The following is a 17,512-nucleotide window of genomic DNA, read 5'->3' as shown; positions in this document are numbered from 1 at the left end:
GGCGTCAGCGGGGTGGGGCGGTGTCCGGGCCGGGTGAGGCCGGTCGGCGCGGCAGGGGCACGGCGGGCGGCAGCGGCATGCTGCGCTGGTCCATCACGGCACGCAGTCTGTCGGGGCGGTCGGTGATCAGGCCGTCCACGCCCCAGTCGATCAGGCGCTCCATGTCGGCGGTGTCGTTGACGGTCCACGGGATGACGCGCAGACCCAGCGCGTGCGCGCGGGCGACCAGCGCCGGGCTGAGGTTGGCGTGGTGCGGTGACCAGACCTGCCCGCCGGCGGCAGCGACGAGCGACGGCGCGTCGTCGTGGTCGCCGAGCCGGTGCTGACCGGTCCACGCGCCGCTGCTGAGGTTGTCGGCGTTCGGGCGCTGCACGGTGAGGTGCACGCGCGGCACATCGGGGGCCAGTCGGCGGGCGGCCTGCAGCGTGCGCCAGTCGAAGCTCTGCAGGCTGATGCGGTCGAGCGATTGGTGTTGGCGGGCCACGCGCAGCACCGCGCGGGCGAGCGCCTCCGGGCTCGGCGATTCATCGGGCCGCGTCGGGTTGATCTTGGTCTCCAGGTTGAAGCGCACATGATGCGCCCCCAGCGCCCGCACTTCGCGGAACACGGCCGCCAGCGTGGGAATCCGCTCGCCGTCGACCGGTACCTGGTCGGGAAACTCGCGGGCGTAGCGGCTGCCGGGGTGAATGCGGCCCACGTCGAAGGCGCGGATGTCCCGCGCGGTCAGTTGGGCAAACGGACGCCCGCGCGCCTGCAGCCAGCGCCCGCGCGCGTCGCGGGTGATGTCGGGGTTGGGGGTGGTGTCGTGGGACAGCACCGGCACGCCGTCGGCACTGAGCACCACATCGAGTTCCAGCGTGGTCACGCCGATGGCCAGGGCCTGGCGGATGCCGGCCAGCGTGTTTTCCGGCGCGAGTCCGCGCGCACCGCGGTGGCCTTGCAGGTCAAACGCCAGCGCGGTCACGGCCGCTCCCCCGGCCAGCCAGCCTACCGCCAGCGCACGCAACGCCGCCCACCCGGCGGCGATGGTCGGCGACGGCAGGCGGCTATCGGAGCGGTGGGCCGTCCGGACGGCGGCGTGAAGGATGGAGGGCGGGGTCATGGGCAGCGGCGCATTCTGACAGCGCCGCCTGACGCCGGCCACCCCGTGCCGGCGCGCCGTGCTCAGTGAGCCAGGATCTTCGAGAGGAATTCCCGCGTGCGGGGCTGGCGGTTCTCCGGGTGGGCGAAGAACTCTTCCTTGGAGCAATCCTCCAGGATGCGTCCGCCGACGTCGATGAAGATCACCCGGTTGGCCACCTTGCGGGCGAAGCCCATCTCGTGGGTGACGACCATCATCGTCATGCCTTCCTTGGCCAGCGTGACCATCACGTCCAGCACCTCGCCGACCATTTCCGGGTCGAGCGCGGAAGTGGGTTCGTCGAACAGCATCACCACCGGGTCCATCGACAGCGCGCGCGCGATCGCCACGCGCTGCTGCTGGCCGCCGGATAGCTGACCGGGGAACTTGTCCTTGTGGGCCATCAGGCCCACGCGGTCGAGCATCTTGAGTCCACGTGCCTTGGCCTCGTCGGGCTGGCGGCCCAGCACCTTGATCTGGGCGATGGTGAGGTTCTCGGTCACGCTGAGGTGCGGGAACAGCTCGAAGTGCTGGAACACCATGCCCACGCGGCTGCGCAGCTGCGGCAGGTTGGTCTTGGGATCGTTCACCGCCGTGCCGTTGACGAAGATCTCGCCCTTCTGGATCGGCTCCAGGCCGTTGACGGTCTTGATCAGCGTGGACTTGCCGGACCCCGACGGGCCGCACACCACGACCACATCGCCCTTGTTGATGGACACCGAGCAGTCGTTGAGCACCTGCACCGGCCCGTACCACTTGGAGACGTTCTTGATTTCAATCATGTTGTTCACCGGGAAGACGTTCAGCGAATGATGGCGATGCGGGCCTGCAGGCGTTTGACCACCCAGGACAGCGAGAAGCAGATGACGAAGTACACGACGGCCGCGAGCAGGTACACCTCCTCGGGGCGGCCGTAAATCTTGCCGGCCGTCACGAAGCCCTTGAGCATGTCGTAGGCGCCGATCGCGTACACGAGCGAGGTGTCCTGGAAGAGGATGATCACCTGCGTGAGCAACACGGGCAGCATGTTGCGGAAGGCCTGCGGCAGCACCACCAGACGCATGTTCTGGCCGTAGCTCATGCCCAGCGCCTGGCCGGCAAACACCTGGCCGCGCGGAATCGACTGGATGCCCGCACGCATGATCTCGGCGAAGTAGGCCGCCTCGAACGCGATGAAGGTGATGGCGGCCGACATCTCGGCGCCGATCGGCCGGCCGATGAGGGTGGGCACCAGCAGGTAGAACCACAGAATCACCATCACCAGCGGGATGCTGCGCATGCCGTTGACATAGATCGTGGCCGGCACGGCGAGCAGCGGGTTGCCCGAGAGCCGCATCAGCGCCAGCACCGTGCCGAGCAGGATGCCGCCGATGGTGGCGACGATGGTCAGCTGGATGCTGAACCACAGCCCGCTGAGGACGAATTTGCTGATGACGTCCCAATTGAAGAAGGAAAGGTCGAGGCCGCCCATGTCAGTGGCCTCCCGTGGCACCGGCCGCGATCAGGCCGGGGATGCGCGCGCGCCGTTCGATGAAGGCGAACACGCGGTTGATGGCGAAGGCCGACGCGGCATACAGGGCGGTCACGGCCAGGTAGATCTCGACGCCGCGGGACGTCTCCTCCTGCGCCTGCATGGCGAACATGGTGAGCTCGGCGATCGAGACCGCGAAGGCCACCGACGAGTTCTTCAGCAGGTTCATCGACTCGCTGGTCAGGGGCGGCAGCACGATGCGCAGCGCCATCGGCAGGATCACGTAGCGGTAGGTCTGCGGCGTGGTGAAGCCCATGGCCATCGCGGCATAACGCTGACCGCGCGGCAGCGACTGGATGCCCGCGCGCACCTGCTCGGCGATGCGCGCCGACGTGAAGAAGCCCAGCGCCAGCACCACCAGCATGAAGCCCGAGAGCTGCTGCATCACCGGGAAAATCTTCGGCAGCACGAAGTACCACAGGAAAATCTGCACCAGCAGGGGGATGTTGCGGAACAGTTCGACCCAGGCGTTGCCCAGGCGCACCAGCCAGGGGCTGTTGGGCAGGGTGCGCAGGGTGCCGATCAGGGCGCCCATCACCATCGCCACCACCCAGGCCCCGGCCGCCACCGACAGCGTCCAGCCCCAGGCTTCAAACATCCATTCGAGATACGTGCGGCCGCTGCCGTCGTCGTTGAGAAAAACCTGCCAGTCCCAGTTCATGGGATCACCTCTTGAGTGCGTGATGCAAAAGCGGGCGGACGCCCGGCCGGGTGGGCCGGGCCGCCCTCAAAGGAGAAACCCCGCCGGCGGGGGTGCGCTGCGGGGTTTCCGACACGGGTCAGACCCGGGTCACTTCTTGGCGTATTCCTCAACCGGCTTGTCGTTCGGGGTCGCCCAGGCGGCCTTGGTCGCCTCGGTGGCCGGCAGGCCGACGCGGGTGTTGGACGGCGGGATCGGCTGCACGAACCACTTGTCGTAGAGCTTGGCGATCTCGCCGGACTTCATCATCGCCTTGATGCTGTCGTCCACGGCCTTCTTGAAGGCCGGATCGTCCTTGCGGAACATGATCGCGATCGGCTCGACCGACAGCACCTCACCCACGATCTTGAAGTCCGCCGGGGCCTTGGACTTGGCGATGTTGCCCGCCAGGATCTGGCCGTCCATGACGAAGGCGTCCGCGCGGCCCGACTCCAGCAGCAGGAAGCTCTCGGCGTGGTCCTTGCCAAACACCTCTTCGAAGTTCACGCCACCGGCGCGCTCGTGGCGGCGCAGCAGCTGCACCGAGGTGGTGCCGGTGGTGGTGGCCACTTTCTTGCCGTTGAGCTGGGCGATGGAGGTGATGCCCGAGTTGGCCTTCACCGCGATGCGCACCTCTTCCACGTAGGTGGTCACGGCAAACGCCACGTCGCGCTGGCGGGCGGTGTTGTTGGTGGTGGAGCCGCACTCGATGTCCACGGTGCCGTTCTGCACCAGCGGGATGCGGTTCTGCGAGGTCACCGACACGTACTTGATGTCGAGCTTGGGCAGGGCCAGGCTTTTCTGCACGTCGGCCAGCACGCGCTGGCAGATTTCCACGTGGTAGCCGGCGTACTTGCCGTCGCCCAGCGTGTACGACAGGGCGCCGGAGGAGTCGCGCACGCCCATGGTCACGGCACCGGAGGCCTTGATCTTGGCCAGGGTGTCATTGGCTTGCGCGAAGGCGCCGGTGGCGACGACGGCCAGGGCCAGCGCCAGTGCGGATTTTTTCATTGTGATGCTCCGTAGAACGAGGGTGACAAAACGAAAAGCCGGGAGTGTAGAGGCCCCGGCCAGCGCCTCCGCCCGGTTCGCCGGGGTGGGCCCTGAAGTCAGCGCAGACTGTAGGGGGTACACCAACCGGCGGGATCGGGGTTTTCCTTGCCATTTCATGCAAAAAGAACATGGAGTGATGGCGTGGGCCGAGGTTCCCGGGGTGCGCCGGAGGCACGCAGTTTTTGTGCCACGGTCCCGGCGGCGACAAGGTGATGCTGGCGTTTCGCCCGCCGATCCGTAGGATGGCCCGCACACCCACGCGCCGCGGCGGCGGCGCGCCACCCGACCGCGACAAGACGGAGACAAGACCCCATGAGCACCGCCACGCCCAGCGCGACCCGCGCGCACCACCGCGTCTGGCCCAAGCGCCTGCCCCACCGGCTCACGCCGCCGGCCACCTCGCTGTGGCCCAACCTCGTGGTCAGCGCCATGCGCTACCCCGACAAGCCGGCGCTGGTGTTTTTTGACCGGACGACAACCTACCGCGACCTGCTGGCGCAGGCCGAACGCCTGGCGGCGCACCTGCGCGCCCAGGGCGTCCAAGACGGGGACCGCGTGATCGTGTTCATGCAGAACTGCCCGCAGTGGGTGGTGGCCTGCTACGCGATCTTTCGCGCCAACGCGGTGGTCGTGCCGGTCAACCCGATGAACAAGGCCGACGAGCTCACCCACTACATCACCGACGCCGACGCGCGCGTGGCCATCTGCGCGGCCGATCTCGCGGGCGAGCTGGCGCGGGCCAACGAGCAGGTCCCGGCCGACCAGCGCCTGCGCCACCTCGTGGTCACCCACTACGCCGACGCCATGGGCCCGGCCGCCGAGGTGCCGCCCGCCTGGGCCGACTGGCTTGGCGCCCGCCACGCCGCGCCCGCGCTGCCCGATGGGGCCACGGTGGCCGACTGGACCACCGCGCTGGCCTGCAACGGCCCGCTGCCCGAACACCGCCGCGGCCCGGCCGACCTCGCCGTGCTGCCCTACACCAGCGGCACCACCGGTCTGCCCAAGGGCTGCATGCATCCGCACCGCAGCCTGATGCACAACGCCGTCGCCAGCACGCTGTGGGGCAATGCCACGCCGGAGACCGTGTCGCTGGTGGTGGTGCCGCTGTTCCACATCACCGGCCACGTCACCGGCATGCACGCCGGCCTGTACGCCGGCGGCACCATCGTGCTCATGCCGCGCTGGGATCGCGAACTCGCCGGCCGGCTGATCTCGCGCTGGCGCGTCACCAGCTGGACCAACATCCCCACCATGGTGATCGACCTGCTGGCCAGTCCCAGCTTCGACCAGTACGACCTGTCGAGTCTGGTCTACATCGGTGGCGGCGGCGCGGCCATGCCCGCGGCCGTGGCGCAGCGCCTGTTTGAGCAGTTCGGCCTGCGCTATTCCGAGGGCTATGGCCTGACCGAAACCGCCGCGCCCTCCCACAGCAACCCACCCGACGCGCCCAAGCAGCAGTGCCTGGGGGTGCCGTTCATGAGCACCGACGCGCGCGTCATCGACCCGGAGACGCTGCAGGAGCTGCCGGTGGGGGAGGCCGGCGAGATCGTGATCCACGGCCCCGAGGTGTTCGATGGCTACTGGAAGCGGCCGGAGGCCACCGCCGCGGCCTTCCTGGAGATCGACGGCAAGCGATTTTTCCGCTCGGGCGATCTCGGGCGCGTGGACGAGGAGGGCTACTTCTTCATCACCGACCGGCTCAAGCGCATGATCAACGCCAGCGGCTTCAAGGTGTGGCCTGCCGAGGTGGAGGCGCTGATGTTCAAGCACCCGGCCATCGCCGAGGCCTGCGTGATCGCCACGCGCGACGCCTATCGCGGCGAGAGCGTGAAGGCGGTGGTCGTGCTGCGGGCCGACGCGCGCGGACGCACCACCGAGCAGGACATCCTCGACTGGTGCCGCGAACACATGGCGGTCTACAAGGCGCCGCGCGCGGTGCAGTTCGTCGACGCGCTGCCCAAAAGCGGCAGCGGCAAGGTGATGTGGCGTCTCTTGCAGGAGCAGGAAGCCCGCACGCCGGCGTGAGCGCGGCCGGCGCCGCACAATCCGCGCCATGTCCACCGTTGCCAACGCTTTCCGCCGCTTGTGGCAGCCGCGCAAGGGCCTGTTCTGGCTCGCGCTCGGCTTCAACGCCCTGGCCTCGTTCATGAGCTTCTACCTGCAGACCCGCGAACCGCCGACCTCGCTGGCGCTGATGGTGGCGCTGCTGGCGCTGACCAACAGCCTGATCGGCGCCTGGCTCACCTGGCGCCTGTGGAACGACCCACCGGCCTCCGTCAACCCGTCATCCTCCGATTCCCCATGAGCACCTTCCGCGCCCTGCTGGTCACCAAGCCCGAGACCGGCTACCGCTGCGACCTGACCGACGTCGATGCCTCGGCGCTGCCCGCCGGCGACGTCAGCGTCGACGTGGCCTGGTCGACCATCAACTACAAGGACGGCCTGGCCATCACCGGGCAGTCGCCGGTGGTGCGCAGCTTCCCCCTGGTGCCGGGCATCGATTTCGCCGGCACCGTGACCCACAGCGAACACCCGCGCTGGCGCGTGGGCGACCGGGTCGTGCTCAACGGCTGGGGCGTGGGCGAAACGCACTGGGGCGGCCTTGCGCAGAAGGCGCGCGTCAAGGGCGACTGGCTGGTGGCCTTGCCCGGCGCCTTCAGCGAGCGCGATGCCATGGCCATCGGCACGGCCGGCTACACCGCGATGCTGTGCGTGCAGGCGCTGCAGCGCCACTGGGCGGCGCAGGGGGTGGCGCCCGGCAGCGGCGAGGTGCTGGTCACCGGCGCGGGCGGGGGGGTGGGCAGCGTGGCGATTGCGCTGCTGGCGGCGCTGGGCCACCGCGTGGTGGCGTCCACCGGGCGTCCGCAGGAGGCCGCCTACCTCGCCCAGCTCGGCGCGGCCGAGGTGATCGACCGGGCCAGCCTGTCGGCGCCGGGCAAACCGCTGCAGAAGGAGCGCTGGATCGGCGTGGTCGATTCGGTGGGCAGTCACACGCTGGCCAACGCCTGCGCCAGCACGCGCTACGGCGGCGCGGTGGCGGCCTGTGGCCTGGCGCAGGGCATGGACCTGCCGGCCAGCGTGGCGCCGTTCATCCTGCGCGGCGTGAGCCTGCTGGGCATCGACAGCGTGATGGCGCCGCGCGAGCGCCGGGAGGCCGCCTGGGCCGCGCTCGCCGAACACCTCGACCCCGCCCGGCTGGCCGCCATCACCCGCGAGATTCCGCTCGCCGACGCGTTGCAGGCCGGCCGCGACATCCTGGCCGGCCAGGTCCGCGGGCGGCTCGTGGTCAACGTGAACGCCTGATGCCCGCCGGGTGGCCCGCGCGACGGCGCTCAGGCGCCGTCCGCCACCCGGGCCACGAGATCCAGTTCCACCGCCGCCCCCTTGGGCAGTTGCGCCACGCCCACCGAGGTGCGGCTGTGGCGGCCCGCGTCACCCAGCACCGCCACCAGCAGATCCGACGCCGCGTCGGCGACCTCGCTCTGGCCGGTGAAGTCTGGCGCGCTGCGCACGTAGACCGTCACCCGCAGCACGCTGGCCACCGCCCGCAAGCTGCCCAACTCGGCCTGCAGCAGGCACAGCGCGCGCAGCGCACACACCCGGGCCGCGTGTCGGGCGCGCTCCCGATCGACGGTGTCGCCCACCGCGCCGGTCACGACCACCGTGTCCCGCACCCGCGGCACCTGGCCGCTCACCCAGCAGTCGCGGCCGTCGCGCCGCACCGCCGTGTAGCGCCCGCCGATCTGGATCGGCTCACCCAGCGGGAAGTCCAGCGCGTCGGCCGCCTGGGCCAGGGCGGTGTCGGGGTCGTGGGAGGCGTGCGTGTGCGTGTGCGTCATGAGCGCCACCCCACGACGATGATGCCCATGCCCAGCAGCGCCACGGCCGCGCCCAGCCAGTCGGTGGGTGCGAGCCGCACACCGTCGACCGCGCGCAGCCACAGCAAGGCCATCACCACGTACACCCCGCCATAGGCCGCGTAGACCCGGCCGCTGGCCGCCGGGTGCAGGCTCAGCAGCCACACAAACAGGGCCAGACTCGCCGCAGCGGGCAGCAACAGCCACGCGCTGCCGCCCTGCCGCAGCCACAGCCAGGGCAGGTAGCAGCCCACGATCTCGGCGAGCGCCGTCGCGGCGAACAAGGCAGTGGTGCGCAGCAGTTCCATGGCGCCGATGGTAGGTGGCTGGAGCCGACCGTGGCCGCTCCGGTGTTTACGATGGGTTACAAAATGGCCGCGATGTGATGCAATCGCGGTATTGCTTTTGTTAGCGGAACCCAGTGAAGCAATTCATCACCTCCCTTTTTGACACCGTCACCCAGCGCCTGCACCAGGACACGGTCCCGGTGGACGATCCGGTCCGGTTGCGGCAGGTGCGCCGCGCGATGGTGGATCTGGTGGGCGACGACGAGTCGTGGGAGGCCGAGCAGCTGCGCCACCGCCTGCTGGTGGCCGAGTCGGCCCGCGCGCTGTGGTTCATGCGCCCGGAGGTGTTGCAGTGGCTGTGCCGTACGCAGGACGAGCGCGATGCCATGGTGCGCGTGCTCGCCCTGCAGCCGCTCTTTGAAGGCCTGATCGAACCGGCGCTGCTCGGCGCCTCGCCCGGTCGCCGGCGCCGCCACGGGCCGTTTCACGGGGCATGAATCACGGCGCCTGACCCAAGCGCCGGACCAGGCCTCAGGCCTCAGGCCGCTGCCGGCGGCGGCACGATCTGCCGGTAGGCATGCCAGGTGGCGTGGCCGATCACCGGGCCGGCGACCAGAAGCCCCACGAACGCCGGCAGCATGGCCAGCGCGATCAGCCCGGTGATGAGCGCGCCCCACAGCAGCATCACGCCAGGGTTGTTCAGGCAGGCGCGGATGCTCGTCAGGCCGGCGGAAATCGCGTCGGTCTGGCGGTCCAGGATCATGGGGATGCTGATGGCGCTGGTGACGAAGATCAGCCCGGCGAACACGCCGCCGACCGCGGTGTAGGTGATGAGGAACTCCAGGTTCTCCAGGCTCACCAGGCGGGCAAGCAGGTTCTCGGTGCTGGGCATGGTGTTGAAGGTCACCGCGAACACGACCAGCGAGGCCCGGCCCCAGAGCAGCTCCAGGATCAGCAGCACGCCCGCGAACAGCGCCATGGAGCCCTTCGTGGGTCGCCAGGCCACGAGCGAGTCGCGCAGGCTGGGGCGCTCGCCGCGGCCGAGCGCCCGGCTGGCGTGGTAGAGCCCCAGACACAGAAACGGCCCGAGCAGCAGGAAGCCGGCGGACAGCGCCATCACATACGCCGGCGCGGCGCGGAACACGGCCAGCAGGGCGTGGCCCATGAGCGCAAAGCACAAGCCGTAAAACAGTCCGATGCGCGGCGCGGCGCGGAAATCGCGCCAGCCCGCCGCGAGCCAGCGCAGCGGGTCGCCGGCGCGCAGCGTGGCCAGCGGCAGGTCGAAAACGGACGGCCCCCGCTCGGGCGGGGCCGGCGGCAGGCTGGTGCTGTCGTTCATGGGGGCTCCTCGGTTCTCCTGCGTGGCATTGGGCCATGCGCGCGCTGCCCCGGGCACCGGGTGTTCCCCCACTACACTGGCCGGCCATGACGCGCCCGTTCCAGCCCCCGTACACCGCCCCTTCGGCCCTGGAAGGCCACCTGGCCGATCGTGGCTTTGCCCTGCTCGACGCCGCCGGGGTCGCGCAGTGGCTGCCCGCCAACGCGGCCGAACTCGCCGCGCTGCAGGCCGGCTGGGACGACCTCGCCCCCGACGCCTATCTCAAGGACGGTGGCCGCTACCGCCGCCGCCGCCACAGCTGCTTCGTGGTCGACGGCACCGCGGTCCGCCCGGTGCCGCACCGCGCCCACTGGCAGCCGGTGGAATACAACGCCCTGCACGGCGGCATGCAGCGCTGGTTTGAACCCATGGCCGCGGCGCAGGTGGCGCTGCCCGTGTGGACGCGCCTGCTGGTCGCGCTCGGCCGCGCCGCCAGCGCGCTGCGCGGCGAACGCCCGTGGTTCGTCGAGGCCCACCCCTTCCGCATCGACACCACCGACGGCATCGGCCGGCCCACGCCCGAGGGCGCGCACCGCGACGGCGTGGACCTGGTGGCCGTGTTCCTGGTGGCGCGCCACGGCATCAAGGGCGGCGAGAGCCGCGTGTTCGACGCCGACGGCCCCGGCGGCCAGCGCTTCACGCTCGACCAGCCCTGGTCGCTGCTGCTGCTCGACGACGCCCGCGTCATCCACGAGACCACGCCGATCCAGCCGGCCAGCGCCGACGCCCTCGGCTGGCGCGACACGCTCGTGGTCACCCTGCGCGGGGGCGGCTTCCAGGGCGACTGAAATCCACGCGGTCGCGCTGCCGCGCGGCGCTCACACCCCGCCGGTGGGGTGCGTCGGGTCCACCCACAACACCGTCTGCGGCTTCTCCACCGGCTCGATGTCCAGGTTCACGGCCACGGCCTGCCCATCGCTGCGGCACAACACGCATTCGAGCACCTCGGTGGCGCTGGCGTTGATTTCCTGGTGCGGCACATACGGCGGCACATAGATGAAGTCCCCCGGCCCGGCCTCGGCGGTGAATTCCAGCCGTTCGCCCCAGCGCATGCGCGCGCGCCCGCGCACCACGTAGATCACGCTTTCCAGCGGCCCGTGGTGGTGGGCGCCGGTCTTGGCGTCGGGGTGGATGGTCACCGTGCCGGCCCAGAGCTTCTGCGCGCCCACGCGCGCGAACGTGATGGCCGCTTTGCGGTCCATGCCCGGCGTGGACGGCACGTTCGGATCGAGCTGGTGGCCCGGGATCACGCGCACGCCGTCGTGTTTCCAGGCCGGCGCGGCGTGATCCGGGTGCCCATGGTCGTGGTCGTGGTCGTGGTTGGGATCGTGATCGTGCGGATGATCGTGAGAGTGGTCCTGGGAGTGGTCCTGAGAGTGGTCGGGGTGGTTCATGGCAGACGCGGTCGTGACACCCGGCAGCGGTGGCGGGCTATTCGGCCAGTGTGCGCCCGCACCGGCTGGCGGAAAATCGGGGTTTGTCCCCCGGAGTCCCGCCTTGCCCCTGCCACCGCCCGCGCCCCGCACCCCCATGCACACCCGCCGCGTTGAATACCGCGGCTACCGCCGCGACGACGGCCTGTGGGACATCGAGGCCACGCTGCACGACAGCAAACCCCACGCGTTCGAGATCACCGGCGAGGGCCGCTGGGAGCCGGGCGAGCCGGTCCACCACATGCACCTGCGCGTGACGGTGGATGAGCGCATGGTGATCCGCGGCATCGATGCGGTGATGGACGCCCACCCGCACGACCCGTGTCCGCAGGCCCTGCCGCCGATGCAGCGTTTCCTGGGTGAAACCCTCGGCAAGGGCTGGCGCCACACCATCCAGCGCCACCTCGGGGGCGTGCAGGGCTGCACCCACCTGCGCGAGCTGCTGTTCAACCTCGCCACCGCGGCGTTCCAGACCCGCTCGGCCTCGTTCGCGCCGCCGCCGGACGGCCGCCCGCCGATGCATCTGGGCCAGTGCAAGGCCTGGGACTTCGATGGCTCGGTGGTGGAGAAGGTCTACCCGATGTTCTTCCGCTGGCGCGAGCCGGCGCGCCCGGCGCAGGACTGAGCCGCGCGGCGCTCAGGCGCGGCGCAGCGCGGTCAGTGCGTCGGCGTCGAGCGACAGACGCAGTCCCAGCGAGCCGCTGCCCCGCGCCACCGGCCCTTTGTGCAGGGCGATCTCGGCCGCGCGCACCGCCGGTTCTGCCGCGCAGACCGCGGCCAGCCGTGACATCAGGAACTCCTGCGTCTCGTACCGCCGCTCGCCGACCACACGCTCCACCGCGGCCCGCCAGGGGTCGTAGTCGAACACCAGCGCCATGCGGTCTTCAGCGATCAACACCTGCGCGGCGTCGATCGTCAGCGTGATGTCGAGCACGTGCGTCTCTGGCGCGGGCGCACCGTCCGGCCCGGTGCCGATGCGGATGTCCAGCGCGAGATCGCGCAGCTCGACGGTGGCGGTCGCTCCCACGGTTCAGTCCCGCAGGGCCGCGTAGGCCATGGTGCGGAACAGCGCGCGGTAGTGCTCGCGCTGGTTCGGGGCTTGGGCGAGGAAGATTCCGTAAAAATCCACGGTGGGATCGATGAAGAAACTCGTGCCGCCGATGCCGCTCCAGTGGCAGGTGCCCACGCTGCCCGGCACCGCGGCCAGACCCGGGGCGGTGCGCACCGCAAAGCCCAGACCGAAACCGTGCCCGGGCGGCAGCAGCGGATCGCCCGGCGCGGGCCGGATGTCGCCGAGGTGGTCGCTCATCATGAAGCGCACGGTGCGCGGCCCGAGCAGCCGCACGCCGTCGAGCGTGCCACCCTGCCGCAGGCATTGCAGGAAGCGGGCGTAGTCGGCCAGCGTGGACATCAGACCGCCCCCACCGGCCTCCATGGCCGGGGCTTCCAGCGGGTCGAAGAGGCGCATCACCACGCCACCGTCGGGATCGTGATCAAAGGGCTGGGCCAGGCGCGTCGCCTGGTCTGCCGGCACGCTGAAGGCGGTGTCGTGCATGCCCAGCGGCTCGAACACCCGCTCGCGCAGCAACGCACCCAGGGTCTGCCCGCTCACCGCTTCAAGCAGCGCACCGAGCACGTCGGTGGCCCGGCTGTAGGTCCATTGCGTGCCGGGCGGCACCAGCAGCGGCAGCCCCGCCATCGCTTCGGCGAAGGCCGCGTTGCGCCGCTCGCGCGAGCCGATGCGCGCGGCGCGGTAGGCCTGCTGCACCGGGTGGTCACCCAGGAATTCGTAGGTCATGCCGGCGGTGTGGCGCAGCAGGTCGTGCACCGTGATCGGCGGCAGCGCGGCGAATCCCGGGAGCCATGCCGATATCGGCTGGGCGAGCGCCAGCCGTCCGTCCTCGGCCAGCATCATCGCCGCCACGGACACCACCGGCTTGGTCATGGAGTAGATGCGAAAGATCGCGTCGGGTCGCATCGGCGCCTCGCGCGCCGGGTCGAGCCGGCCCACGGTGTCGAGCAGCGCCACGTGGCCGCGGCGCGCCAGCAGCACCGCCGCGCCCGGCAGGCGCCCGCGCGCCACGTCCTCGCGCAGGGTGTCCATCAGGCGGGCCAGCCGGGTCGGGCACAGGCCCAGGTCCGCGGGCTGCGCGCGGGGCAGGCCGTGCAGCGTCATGCCGCGCCGCCGAAACGCTGCCGCGCCAGCGCCGCGCCCTGGGCCAGTGCCTCCAGCTTGGCCATCGCCACCTCGCGGCTCATCGGCGCCAGGCCGCAGTTGGTGCAGGCGATCAGCTTGTCCGCGGGCACGTACTTCAGCGCCGTGCCGATGGTCTGCGCCACCTGCTCGGGCGTCTCGATCTCGTTGCTGGCCACATCGATCACGCCGACCATGACCTCCTTGCCCTGGAGCAGTGCCATCAGCTCGGGCGGCACGTGCGAGTGGAAGCACTCCAGGCTGACCTGGTCGATGCGGCTCTTGGCCAGCGCAGGGAACACCTGTTCGTACTGGCGCCACTCCTCGCCCAGGGTTTCCTTCCACTTCACGTTGGCCTCAATGCCATAGCCGTAGCAGATGTGCACCGCGGTCTTGCAAGTCAGCCCCTGCGCCGCGCGTTCGAGCGCTTTCACGCCCCAGTCTGCGGCCTCGGCCATGTACACGTTGAACGCCGGTTCGTCGAACTGGATGATGTCCACGCCGTCGGCCTGCAGGGCCAGCGCTTCCTGGTTGAGCAGCTCGGCAAAGGCCATCGCCATCTTGACCTTGTCGCCGTAGAAGCGGTCGGCCACCGTGTCCACGATGGTCATGGGGCCGGGCAGGGTGAACTTGAGCCGCTTCTTCGTGTGCCGGCGGGCGAGCTGCGCTTCAAAGGCGTGAACCCGGCCTTTGAGTTTCAGTGGCGCCACCACCTGCGGGACCATCGCGTCGTAGCGGTTGTTGCGGATGCCCATCTTGACCTTGTTCACAAAGTCGATGCCCTCCACCTGCTCCACGAAGCCGTGCACGAAGTGCTGCCGCGCCTGCTCGCCGTCGCCGATCACGTCGAGGCCGGCGTCTTCCTGGGCCTTGATCCACAACAGGGTGGCGTCGGCCTTGGCCTGGGCGAGCTCGGGGCCCTGGGCCTTCCATTGCGGCCAGAGTTTTTCGGTTTCGGCGAGCCACGACGGCTTGGGCAGGCTGCCGGCGATGGCGGTGGTGAACAGCATGGGCTTGTCTCCGGGAGGGGGCGAGGGGGCTGCCGGCGGTCTTGGCCGCGGCAGGGCAGATACCCCCCGAGCATCGCCGAAAAATCAGCGCCGGATGGCGTTGGGGAAATACAGCGCGGTCAGGCTGTGGCTGTGCACCGGCGAGAAATCGTCGTGCCGCGCGCTGGCTTCGTCGCCGTGGCGGCGCCAGTCGCGCACCCAGTGGAGGGCGTCGCACACCTCGACCAGACCGACGGTTTCGCGGTCGCCGATCAGGATGCCGTGCACCCGCAAGCCCAGCCGGGCCTTGGCGTCACGCAGCGCCGCGAGTGTCTCGTGGGTGACGCCAAACTCGCCGTCGCTGACGATCAGCACATCCGCGTCGTGCCAGCCCGCGCGGCCCACGCGCTCGATCGCCCGTTCCAGCGGCGTCTGCACGTCGGTGCCGCCGTCGAACGACTGGCCCATGCAGTCCAGCAGGTGCGACAGCCCGTCGGCGTCCATCGCCAGTTCGCGCTCCAGGACCTCGCCCGACCCGCCAAAGGCCAGCAGCGCACACGGTCGCCGCCCGGCGTGGGCGCTGCGCAGCGCCTGCAGCACGCAGGCCTTCGCCACGTTTTCCGGCGCGCCCCGCATGGAGCCCGAGGTGTCGAGGCACACGATCAGGGGCCCGCGGCCCAGCGGCGTCTCGCGGGAGGCAGCGGGTGCCGGCACCGGGTCGGGCCGCTGGCTGTGGTGGGGCGCGCGGTCGTCGTAGGTCAGCAGCTGCGCCTCGGCGAAGCGCGCGCGCCACAGGCGCCGGCCCACCGGGTGGCGCAGCAGCGCGCTGTCGGCGCCGGTCATGCGGGCCAGCGCGCGCGAGCGGTGCACGCCGTCCACGGCGTGGGGTTCGGGGCGGCGCTGCGCTTCGTCGGCCGGGTGCCGCGCGGCGCGCGCCCGGCCCGTGGGCTGCGCGACGGGCTGCGCCGCCGGCGCCGCCTTGGGCACCGGCGCGCGCCGGCCAACGCCGTCGATGAAGGCCGCCAGCCGCGGCAGGCGCTGCAGCCGTTCGCCGATGCGCCGCGCGTCCTGCCACTCGCGCCGGCTGAGCTGGCCCTGCAGCTCGTCCCAGCGCAGGTGCGCCAGATCGCCCAGCGACTGCAGCAGCGCCATCACCTCGTCCCAGCCCTGTCGCTGCAGGTCCCAGCTCGCTTCGAATTCCTCACAGACCCGCGCGAGGGCCGCATCGCGCGTCTCGCTGGCCGGGCGGTCGATCAGCCGGTCGGCGTGCCACAAGACGCTTTGCAACACCTGCCGCGCCAGCGCCGGGCTGCCGCGGGTGAGCGCGGTGAGTTCGAGCGATTGCACCAGCGCGCGCAGTCGCGGCAGGGCTTGCGGGTCGCCCCAGTCGTCCGCCGCGTCGGGCAGGGCGCCGTCGGCCAGGGCCGACTGCCAGCGGGCCAGGTGGGGCAGCCGGGCCGCCGGATCGCCGGCGCTGCACACCACCGCCCAGCGCCACAACTCGCGCGGCAACGCGTCCAGGCCGTGCCAGGGCGCGGCCGGGGGGCTCACGGGACGGCGTCCCAGGCCACGGGCGCGGGCGATTCGCCCGCGAGCGCCTCATCGACCGGGAGGGCGGCAAAGCCCGCCCGCGCTGCGGCCAGGCGCGCGCACCACGCGCTGGCCTGCCCCACCCGGGTGTCGTGCACCGCGCCGATCCGCGCGCGCCACGACGGCGGCAGCCAGTCGTGGGCCGCCATCGCGGCGCTCACACCCCCCGCGACCCGCTCCAGTTCATCGCGCAGCGAGATCAGCTGCGCGAGCAGCGCGTCGCACTGCGCGGTGCGCGCGGCGATGTGCACCGGGCTCCAGCGCCGCCCGGCCCGCTCGCTGGTGAGGCGCACCAGTTCGCTGTCGCGGTGGTCGGGTGCGGCGATCGCGCGGGCCAGGGCCAGTTTGCCGGCGCTTTCGTCCTGCTGCTCGGCCGGGGCACGGCGCTCGATGTCCAGCTGTTGCTCAAAGGCGGCCACCGCGCGGTCCACGCCGTCCAGGTCCAGCGGCGCCGTCTGGCCCACCCGGTGGTCGAACCAGGTCACCCACGCGGGCACGGGCTCGGCGGCGCTGGCCAGCACGAAAGGCAGCAGCCACAGGTCCCACGGACTCACCGCCGCCGCCCCCCGGCTGGCGGCCTGCAGCCGCAGCAGCGCGCCCAGCTGGCGCCAGCGGCGGTCCGACACCGGTTGCTCGGTGCGCCGCGCGTGCGCCCGGGCGTCGGCCAGCAGCGCAAGCACGTCATCGCCGAGCGTCACCGCCGGCGCTTCGGCGCGCAGGGCGGCCAGCGCGGTGGCGTCCAGCGCCGCGGCGCTGTCGGCCCGCGGTGGGTCGGCGGGAGCCAGGAGCGCGGCGAAGTGGTCATCGTCCACCGGCGCCACCGGCACCCGCAGCAGGAAGCGGTCGTGGAAGGCGAGCAGGCTGTCGTCCTGCGGCGGCTCGTTGCTGGCGCCGACCAGCGTGACCAGCGGCACCGGCTCGCGCTGGCGACCGTTGTCAAACAGGCGTTCGTGCAGCAGGCCCAGCAGCGTGTTGAGGATGGCCGAGTTGGCCTTGAACACCTCGTCCAGGAAAGCCACCTCGGCGCGCGGCAGGTAGCCCTCCGTCAGCCGCTCGTAGCGGTCCTCTTCCAGTGCCTGCAGCGACAGCGGCCCGAACAACTCCTCCGGCACCGTGAAGCGGGTCAGCAGTCGCTCGAAATAGCGCGCGCCCGGCAACAGCGAGCGCAGGCGCCGCGCCAGTTCGCTCTTGGCCGTGCCCGGCGGGCCCAGCAGCAGCACGTGCTCGCCCGCCAGCGCCGCCAGCAGCAGGCAGCGCGCGGCCACATCCCGCTGCAGCAGGCCTTGCTCCAGCGCGGCGATCGGGGCAGCCCAGCGGGACATCAGGCGTCCCATCCCGCAAGCGCCAGCGACGCAGCGGCGGAGCGTGGGGGCATCCCGTCCGGCCGCCGGGCCGTCCCCA

At 71.2% G+C, this 17,512-nt stretch carries 20 protein-coding genes; 6 read left to right on the top strand and 14 right to left on the bottom strand.

Annotated elements, in window-relative coordinates:
• Nucleotides 1-4 precede the first annotated feature (4 nt).
• The 5 genes from AC2D80_RS14950 to AC2D80_RS14930 form a co-directional block, all read right to left on the bottom strand.
• The gene (locus AC2D80_RS14950; RefSeq protein ID WP_484633833.1) at nucleotides 5-1,102 is read right to left on the bottom strand and encodes a glycerophosphodiester phosphodiesterase; all 1,098 of its coding nucleotides are present in this window, start codon (nucleotides 1,100-1,102) and stop codon (nucleotides 5-7) included.
• Between the two features lie 62 nt (nucleotides 1,103-1,164).
• Nucleotides 1,165-1,902, bottom strand: coding sequence for an amino acid ABC transporter ATP-binding protein (locus AC2D80_RS14945; RefSeq protein ID WP_484633832.1), 738 nt, complete (start codon nucleotides 1,900-1,902; stop codon nucleotides 1,165-1,167).
• Nucleotides 1,903-1,922: 20 nt separating this feature from the next.
• Nucleotides 1,923-2,591: an amino acid ABC transporter permease gene (locus AC2D80_RS14940; RefSeq protein WP_484633831.1), complete on the bottom strand. Its 669-nt coding sequence runs from the start codon at nucleotides 2,589-2,591 to the stop codon at nucleotides 1,923-1,925.
• 1 nt (nucleotide 2,592) lies between these two features.
• The gene (locus AC2D80_RS14935) at nucleotides 2,593-3,312 is read right to left on the bottom strand and encodes an amino acid ABC transporter permease (RefSeq protein WP_484633830.1); all 720 of its coding nucleotides are present in this window, start codon (nucleotides 3,310-3,312) and stop codon (nucleotides 2,593-2,595) included.
• A gap of 129 nt (nucleotides 3,313-3,441) precedes the next feature.
• Nucleotides 3,442-4,341, bottom strand: coding sequence for an amino acid ABC transporter substrate-binding protein (locus AC2D80_RS14930; RefSeq protein WP_484633829.1), 900 nt, complete (start codon nucleotides 4,339-4,341; stop codon nucleotides 3,442-3,444).
• Nucleotides 4,342-4,695: 354 nt separating this feature from the next.
• On the opposite strand from AC2D80_RS14930, the gene AC2D80_RS14925 reads away from it, so the two are divergent.
• Genes AC2D80_RS14925 through acuI form a run of 3 tightly spaced genes read left to right on the top strand, consistent with a single transcriptional unit; the run spans nucleotide 4,696 to nucleotide 7,686 of the window.
• The gene (locus tag AC2D80_RS14925) at nucleotides 4,696-6,408 is read left to right on the top strand and encodes a long-chain fatty acid--CoA ligase (protein WP_484633828.1); all 1,713 of its coding nucleotides are present in this window, start codon (nucleotides 4,696-4,698) and stop codon (nucleotides 6,406-6,408) included.
• A 28-nt stretch (nucleotides 6,409-6,436) separates the two neighbouring features.
• Nucleotides 6,437-6,688, top strand: a complete 252-nt coding sequence (locus AC2D80_RS14920; RefSeq protein ID WP_484633827.1) for a hypothetical protein — start codon at nucleotides 6,437-6,439, stop codon at nucleotides 6,686-6,688.
• On the top strand, nucleotides 6,685-7,686 hold the full coding sequence (gene acuI / locus AC2D80_RS14915) for an acrylyl-CoA reductase (NADPH) (protein WP_484633826.1): 1,002 nt from the start codon (nucleotides 6,685-6,687) through the stop codon (nucleotides 7,684-7,686). The genes AC2D80_RS14920 and acuI overlap by 4 nt, the downstream gene beginning before the upstream one ends.
• Before the next feature lie 29 nt (nucleotides 7,687-7,715).
• Here the strand turns inward: acuI and AC2D80_RS14910 are convergent, their stop codons facing one another.
• The gene (locus tag AC2D80_RS14910; protein ID WP_484633825.1) at nucleotides 7,716-8,222 is read right to left on the bottom strand and encodes a RidA family protein; all 507 of its coding nucleotides are present in this window, start codon (nucleotides 8,220-8,222) and stop codon (nucleotides 7,716-7,718) included.
• Nucleotides 8,219-8,548, bottom strand: coding sequence for a YnfA family protein (locus AC2D80_RS14905; RefSeq protein ID WP_484633824.1), 330 nt, complete (start codon nucleotides 8,546-8,548; stop codon nucleotides 8,219-8,221). The genes AC2D80_RS14910 and AC2D80_RS14905 overlap by 4 nt, the downstream gene beginning before the upstream one ends.
• 113 nt (nucleotides 8,549-8,661) lie before the next feature.
• Here AC2D80_RS14905 and AC2D80_RS14900 point away from each other — a divergent pair, with 113 nt between their 5' ends.
• Nucleotides 8,662-9,024 carry a hypothetical protein gene (locus AC2D80_RS14900; RefSeq protein ID WP_484633823.1) on the top strand — a complete coding sequence of 121 codons (363 nt, stop codon included), beginning with the start codon at nucleotides 8,662-8,664 and terminating at the stop codon, nucleotides 9,022-9,024.
• 41 nt (nucleotides 9,025-9,065) lie between these two features.
• On the opposite strand, the gene AC2D80_RS14895 is transcribed toward AC2D80_RS14900, so the two are convergent.
• Nucleotides 9,066-9,866, bottom strand: a complete 801-nt coding sequence (locus AC2D80_RS14895) for a DUF2189 domain-containing protein (RefSeq protein ID WP_484633822.1) — start codon at nucleotides 9,864-9,866, stop codon at nucleotides 9,066-9,068.
• An 86-nt stretch (nucleotides 9,867-9,952) separates the two neighbouring features.
• Between AC2D80_RS14895 and AC2D80_RS14890 the strand changes: the two genes are divergently transcribed.
• Entirely contained in the window at nucleotides 9,953-10,693 is a 741-nt protein-coding gene (locus tag AC2D80_RS14890) for a 2OG-Fe dioxygenase family protein (RefSeq protein WP_484633821.1), read from the top strand.
• Nucleotides 10,694-10,723: 30 nt separating this feature from the next.
• On the opposite strand, the gene AC2D80_RS14885 is transcribed toward AC2D80_RS14890, so the two are convergent.
• Nucleotides 10,724-11,299: a cupin domain-containing protein gene (locus AC2D80_RS14885; protein ID WP_484633820.1), complete on the bottom strand. Its 576-nt coding sequence runs from the start codon at nucleotides 11,297-11,299 to the stop codon at nucleotides 10,724-10,726.
• A 136-nt stretch (nucleotides 11,300-11,435) separates the two neighbouring features.
• On the opposite strand from AC2D80_RS14885, the gene AC2D80_RS14880 reads away from it, so the two are divergent.
• Nucleotides 11,436-11,963 (top strand): DUF2889 domain-containing protein, encoded by a 528-nt coding sequence (locus AC2D80_RS14880; protein WP_484633819.1) that lies wholly within the window; start codon nucleotides 11,436-11,438, stop codon nucleotides 11,961-11,963.
• 12 nt (nucleotides 11,964-11,975) lie between these two features.
• Here the strand turns inward: AC2D80_RS14880 and AC2D80_RS14875 are convergent, their stop codons facing one another.
• The 5 genes from AC2D80_RS14875 to AC2D80_RS14855 form a co-directional block, all read right to left on the bottom strand.
• Nucleotides 11,976-12,365, bottom strand: coding sequence for a dihydroneopterin aldolase (locus AC2D80_RS14875; protein WP_484633818.1), 390 nt, complete (start codon nucleotides 12,363-12,365; stop codon nucleotides 11,976-11,978).
• Nucleotides 12,366-12,368: 3 nt separating this feature from the next.
• Nucleotides 12,369-13,514: a serine hydrolase domain-containing protein gene (locus AC2D80_RS14870; RefSeq protein ID WP_484633817.1), complete on the bottom strand. Its 1,146-nt coding sequence runs from the start codon at nucleotides 13,512-13,514 to the stop codon at nucleotides 12,369-12,371.
• Nucleotides 13,511-14,539: a methionine synthase gene (locus AC2D80_RS14865; RefSeq protein ID WP_484633911.1), complete on the bottom strand. Its 1,029-nt coding sequence runs from the start codon at nucleotides 14,537-14,539 to the stop codon at nucleotides 13,511-13,513. The genes AC2D80_RS14870 and AC2D80_RS14865 overlap by 4 nt, the downstream gene beginning before the upstream one ends.
• 87 nt (nucleotides 14,540-14,626) lie before the next feature.
• Nucleotides 14,627-16,072, bottom strand: a complete 1,446-nt coding sequence (locus AC2D80_RS14860) for a VWA domain-containing protein (RefSeq protein ID WP_484633816.1) — start codon at nucleotides 16,070-16,072, stop codon at nucleotides 14,627-14,629.
• Nucleotides 16,069-17,433, bottom strand: a complete 1,365-nt coding sequence (locus AC2D80_RS14855) for an AAA family ATPase (protein WP_484633815.1) — start codon at nucleotides 17,431-17,433, stop codon at nucleotides 16,069-16,071. Before AC2D80_RS14855 ends, AC2D80_RS14860 begins: the two co-directional genes overlap by 4 nt.
• Nucleotides 17,434-17,512: the final 79 nt, after the last annotated feature.

It is taken from the genome of Hydrogenophaga sp. T66, assembly GCF_057219855.1.
Note: the sequence above shows the minus strand (reverse complement) of the source record. Positions and strands in the feature narration are given on the sequence as shown.

What these genes read in the sequence shown, in the direction of transcription:
- AC2D80_RS14950 (WP_484633833.1), bottom strand. Translation starts at nt 1,102, where the DNA reads ATGACCCCGCCCTCCATCCTTCACGCCGCCGTCCGGACGGCCCACCGC.
- AC2D80_RS14945 (WP_484633832.1), bottom strand. Translation starts at nt 1,902, where the DNA reads ATGATTGAAATCAAGAACGTCTCCAAGTGGTACGGGCCGGTGCAGGTG.
- AC2D80_RS14940 (WP_484633831.1), bottom strand. Translation starts at nt 2,591, where the DNA reads ATGGGCGGCCTCGACCTTTCCTTCTTCAATTGGGACGTCATCAGCAAA.
- AC2D80_RS14935 (WP_484633830.1), bottom strand. Translation starts at nt 3,312, where the DNA reads ATGAACTGGGACTGGCAGGTTTTTCTCAACGACGACGGCAGCGGCCGC.
- AC2D80_RS14930 (WP_484633829.1), bottom strand. Translation starts at nt 4,341, where the DNA reads ATGAAAAAATCCGCACTGGCGCTGGCCCTGGCCGTCGTCGCCACCGGC.
- AC2D80_RS14925 (WP_484633828.1), top strand. Translation starts at nt 4,696, where the DNA reads ATGAGCACCGCCACGCCCAGCGCGACCCGCGCGCACCACCGCGTCTGG.
- AC2D80_RS14920 (WP_484633827.1), top strand. Translation starts at nt 6,437, where the DNA reads ATGTCCACCGTTGCCAACGCTTTCCGCCGCTTGTGGCAGCCGCGCAAG.
- acuI (WP_484633826.1), top strand. Translation starts at nt 6,685, where the DNA reads ATGAGCACCTTCCGCGCCCTGCTGGTCACCAAGCCCGAGACCGGCTAC.
- AC2D80_RS14910 (WP_484633825.1), bottom strand. Translation starts at nt 8,222, where the DNA reads ATGACGCACACGCACACGCACGCCTCCCACGACCCCGACACCGCCCTG.
- AC2D80_RS14905 (WP_484633824.1), bottom strand. Translation starts at nt 8,548, where the DNA reads ATGGAACTGCTGCGCACCACTGCCTTGTTCGCCGCGACGGCGCTCGCC.
- AC2D80_RS14895 (WP_484633822.1), bottom strand. Translation starts at nt 9,866, where the DNA reads ATGAACGACAGCACCAGCCTGCCGCCGGCCCCGCCCGAGCGGGGGCCG.
- AC2D80_RS14890 (WP_484633821.1), top strand. Translation starts at nt 9,953, where the DNA reads ATGACGCGCCCGTTCCAGCCCCCGTACACCGCCCCTTCGGCCCTGGAA.
- AC2D80_RS14885 (WP_484633820.1), bottom strand. Translation starts at nt 11,299, where the DNA reads ATGAACCACCCCGACCACTCTCAGGACCACTCCCAGGACCACTCTCAC.
- AC2D80_RS14880 (WP_484633819.1), top strand. Translation starts at nt 11,436, where the DNA reads ATGCACACCCGCCGCGTTGAATACCGCGGCTACCGCCGCGACGACGGC.
- AC2D80_RS14870 (WP_484633817.1), bottom strand. Translation starts at nt 13,514, where the DNA reads ATGACGCTGCACGGCCTGCCCCGCGCGCAGCCCGCGGACCTGGGCCTG.
- AC2D80_RS14855 (WP_484633815.1), bottom strand. Translation starts at nt 17,433, where the DNA reads ATGTCCCGCTGGGCTGCCCCGATCGCCGCGCTGGAGCAAGGCCTGCTG.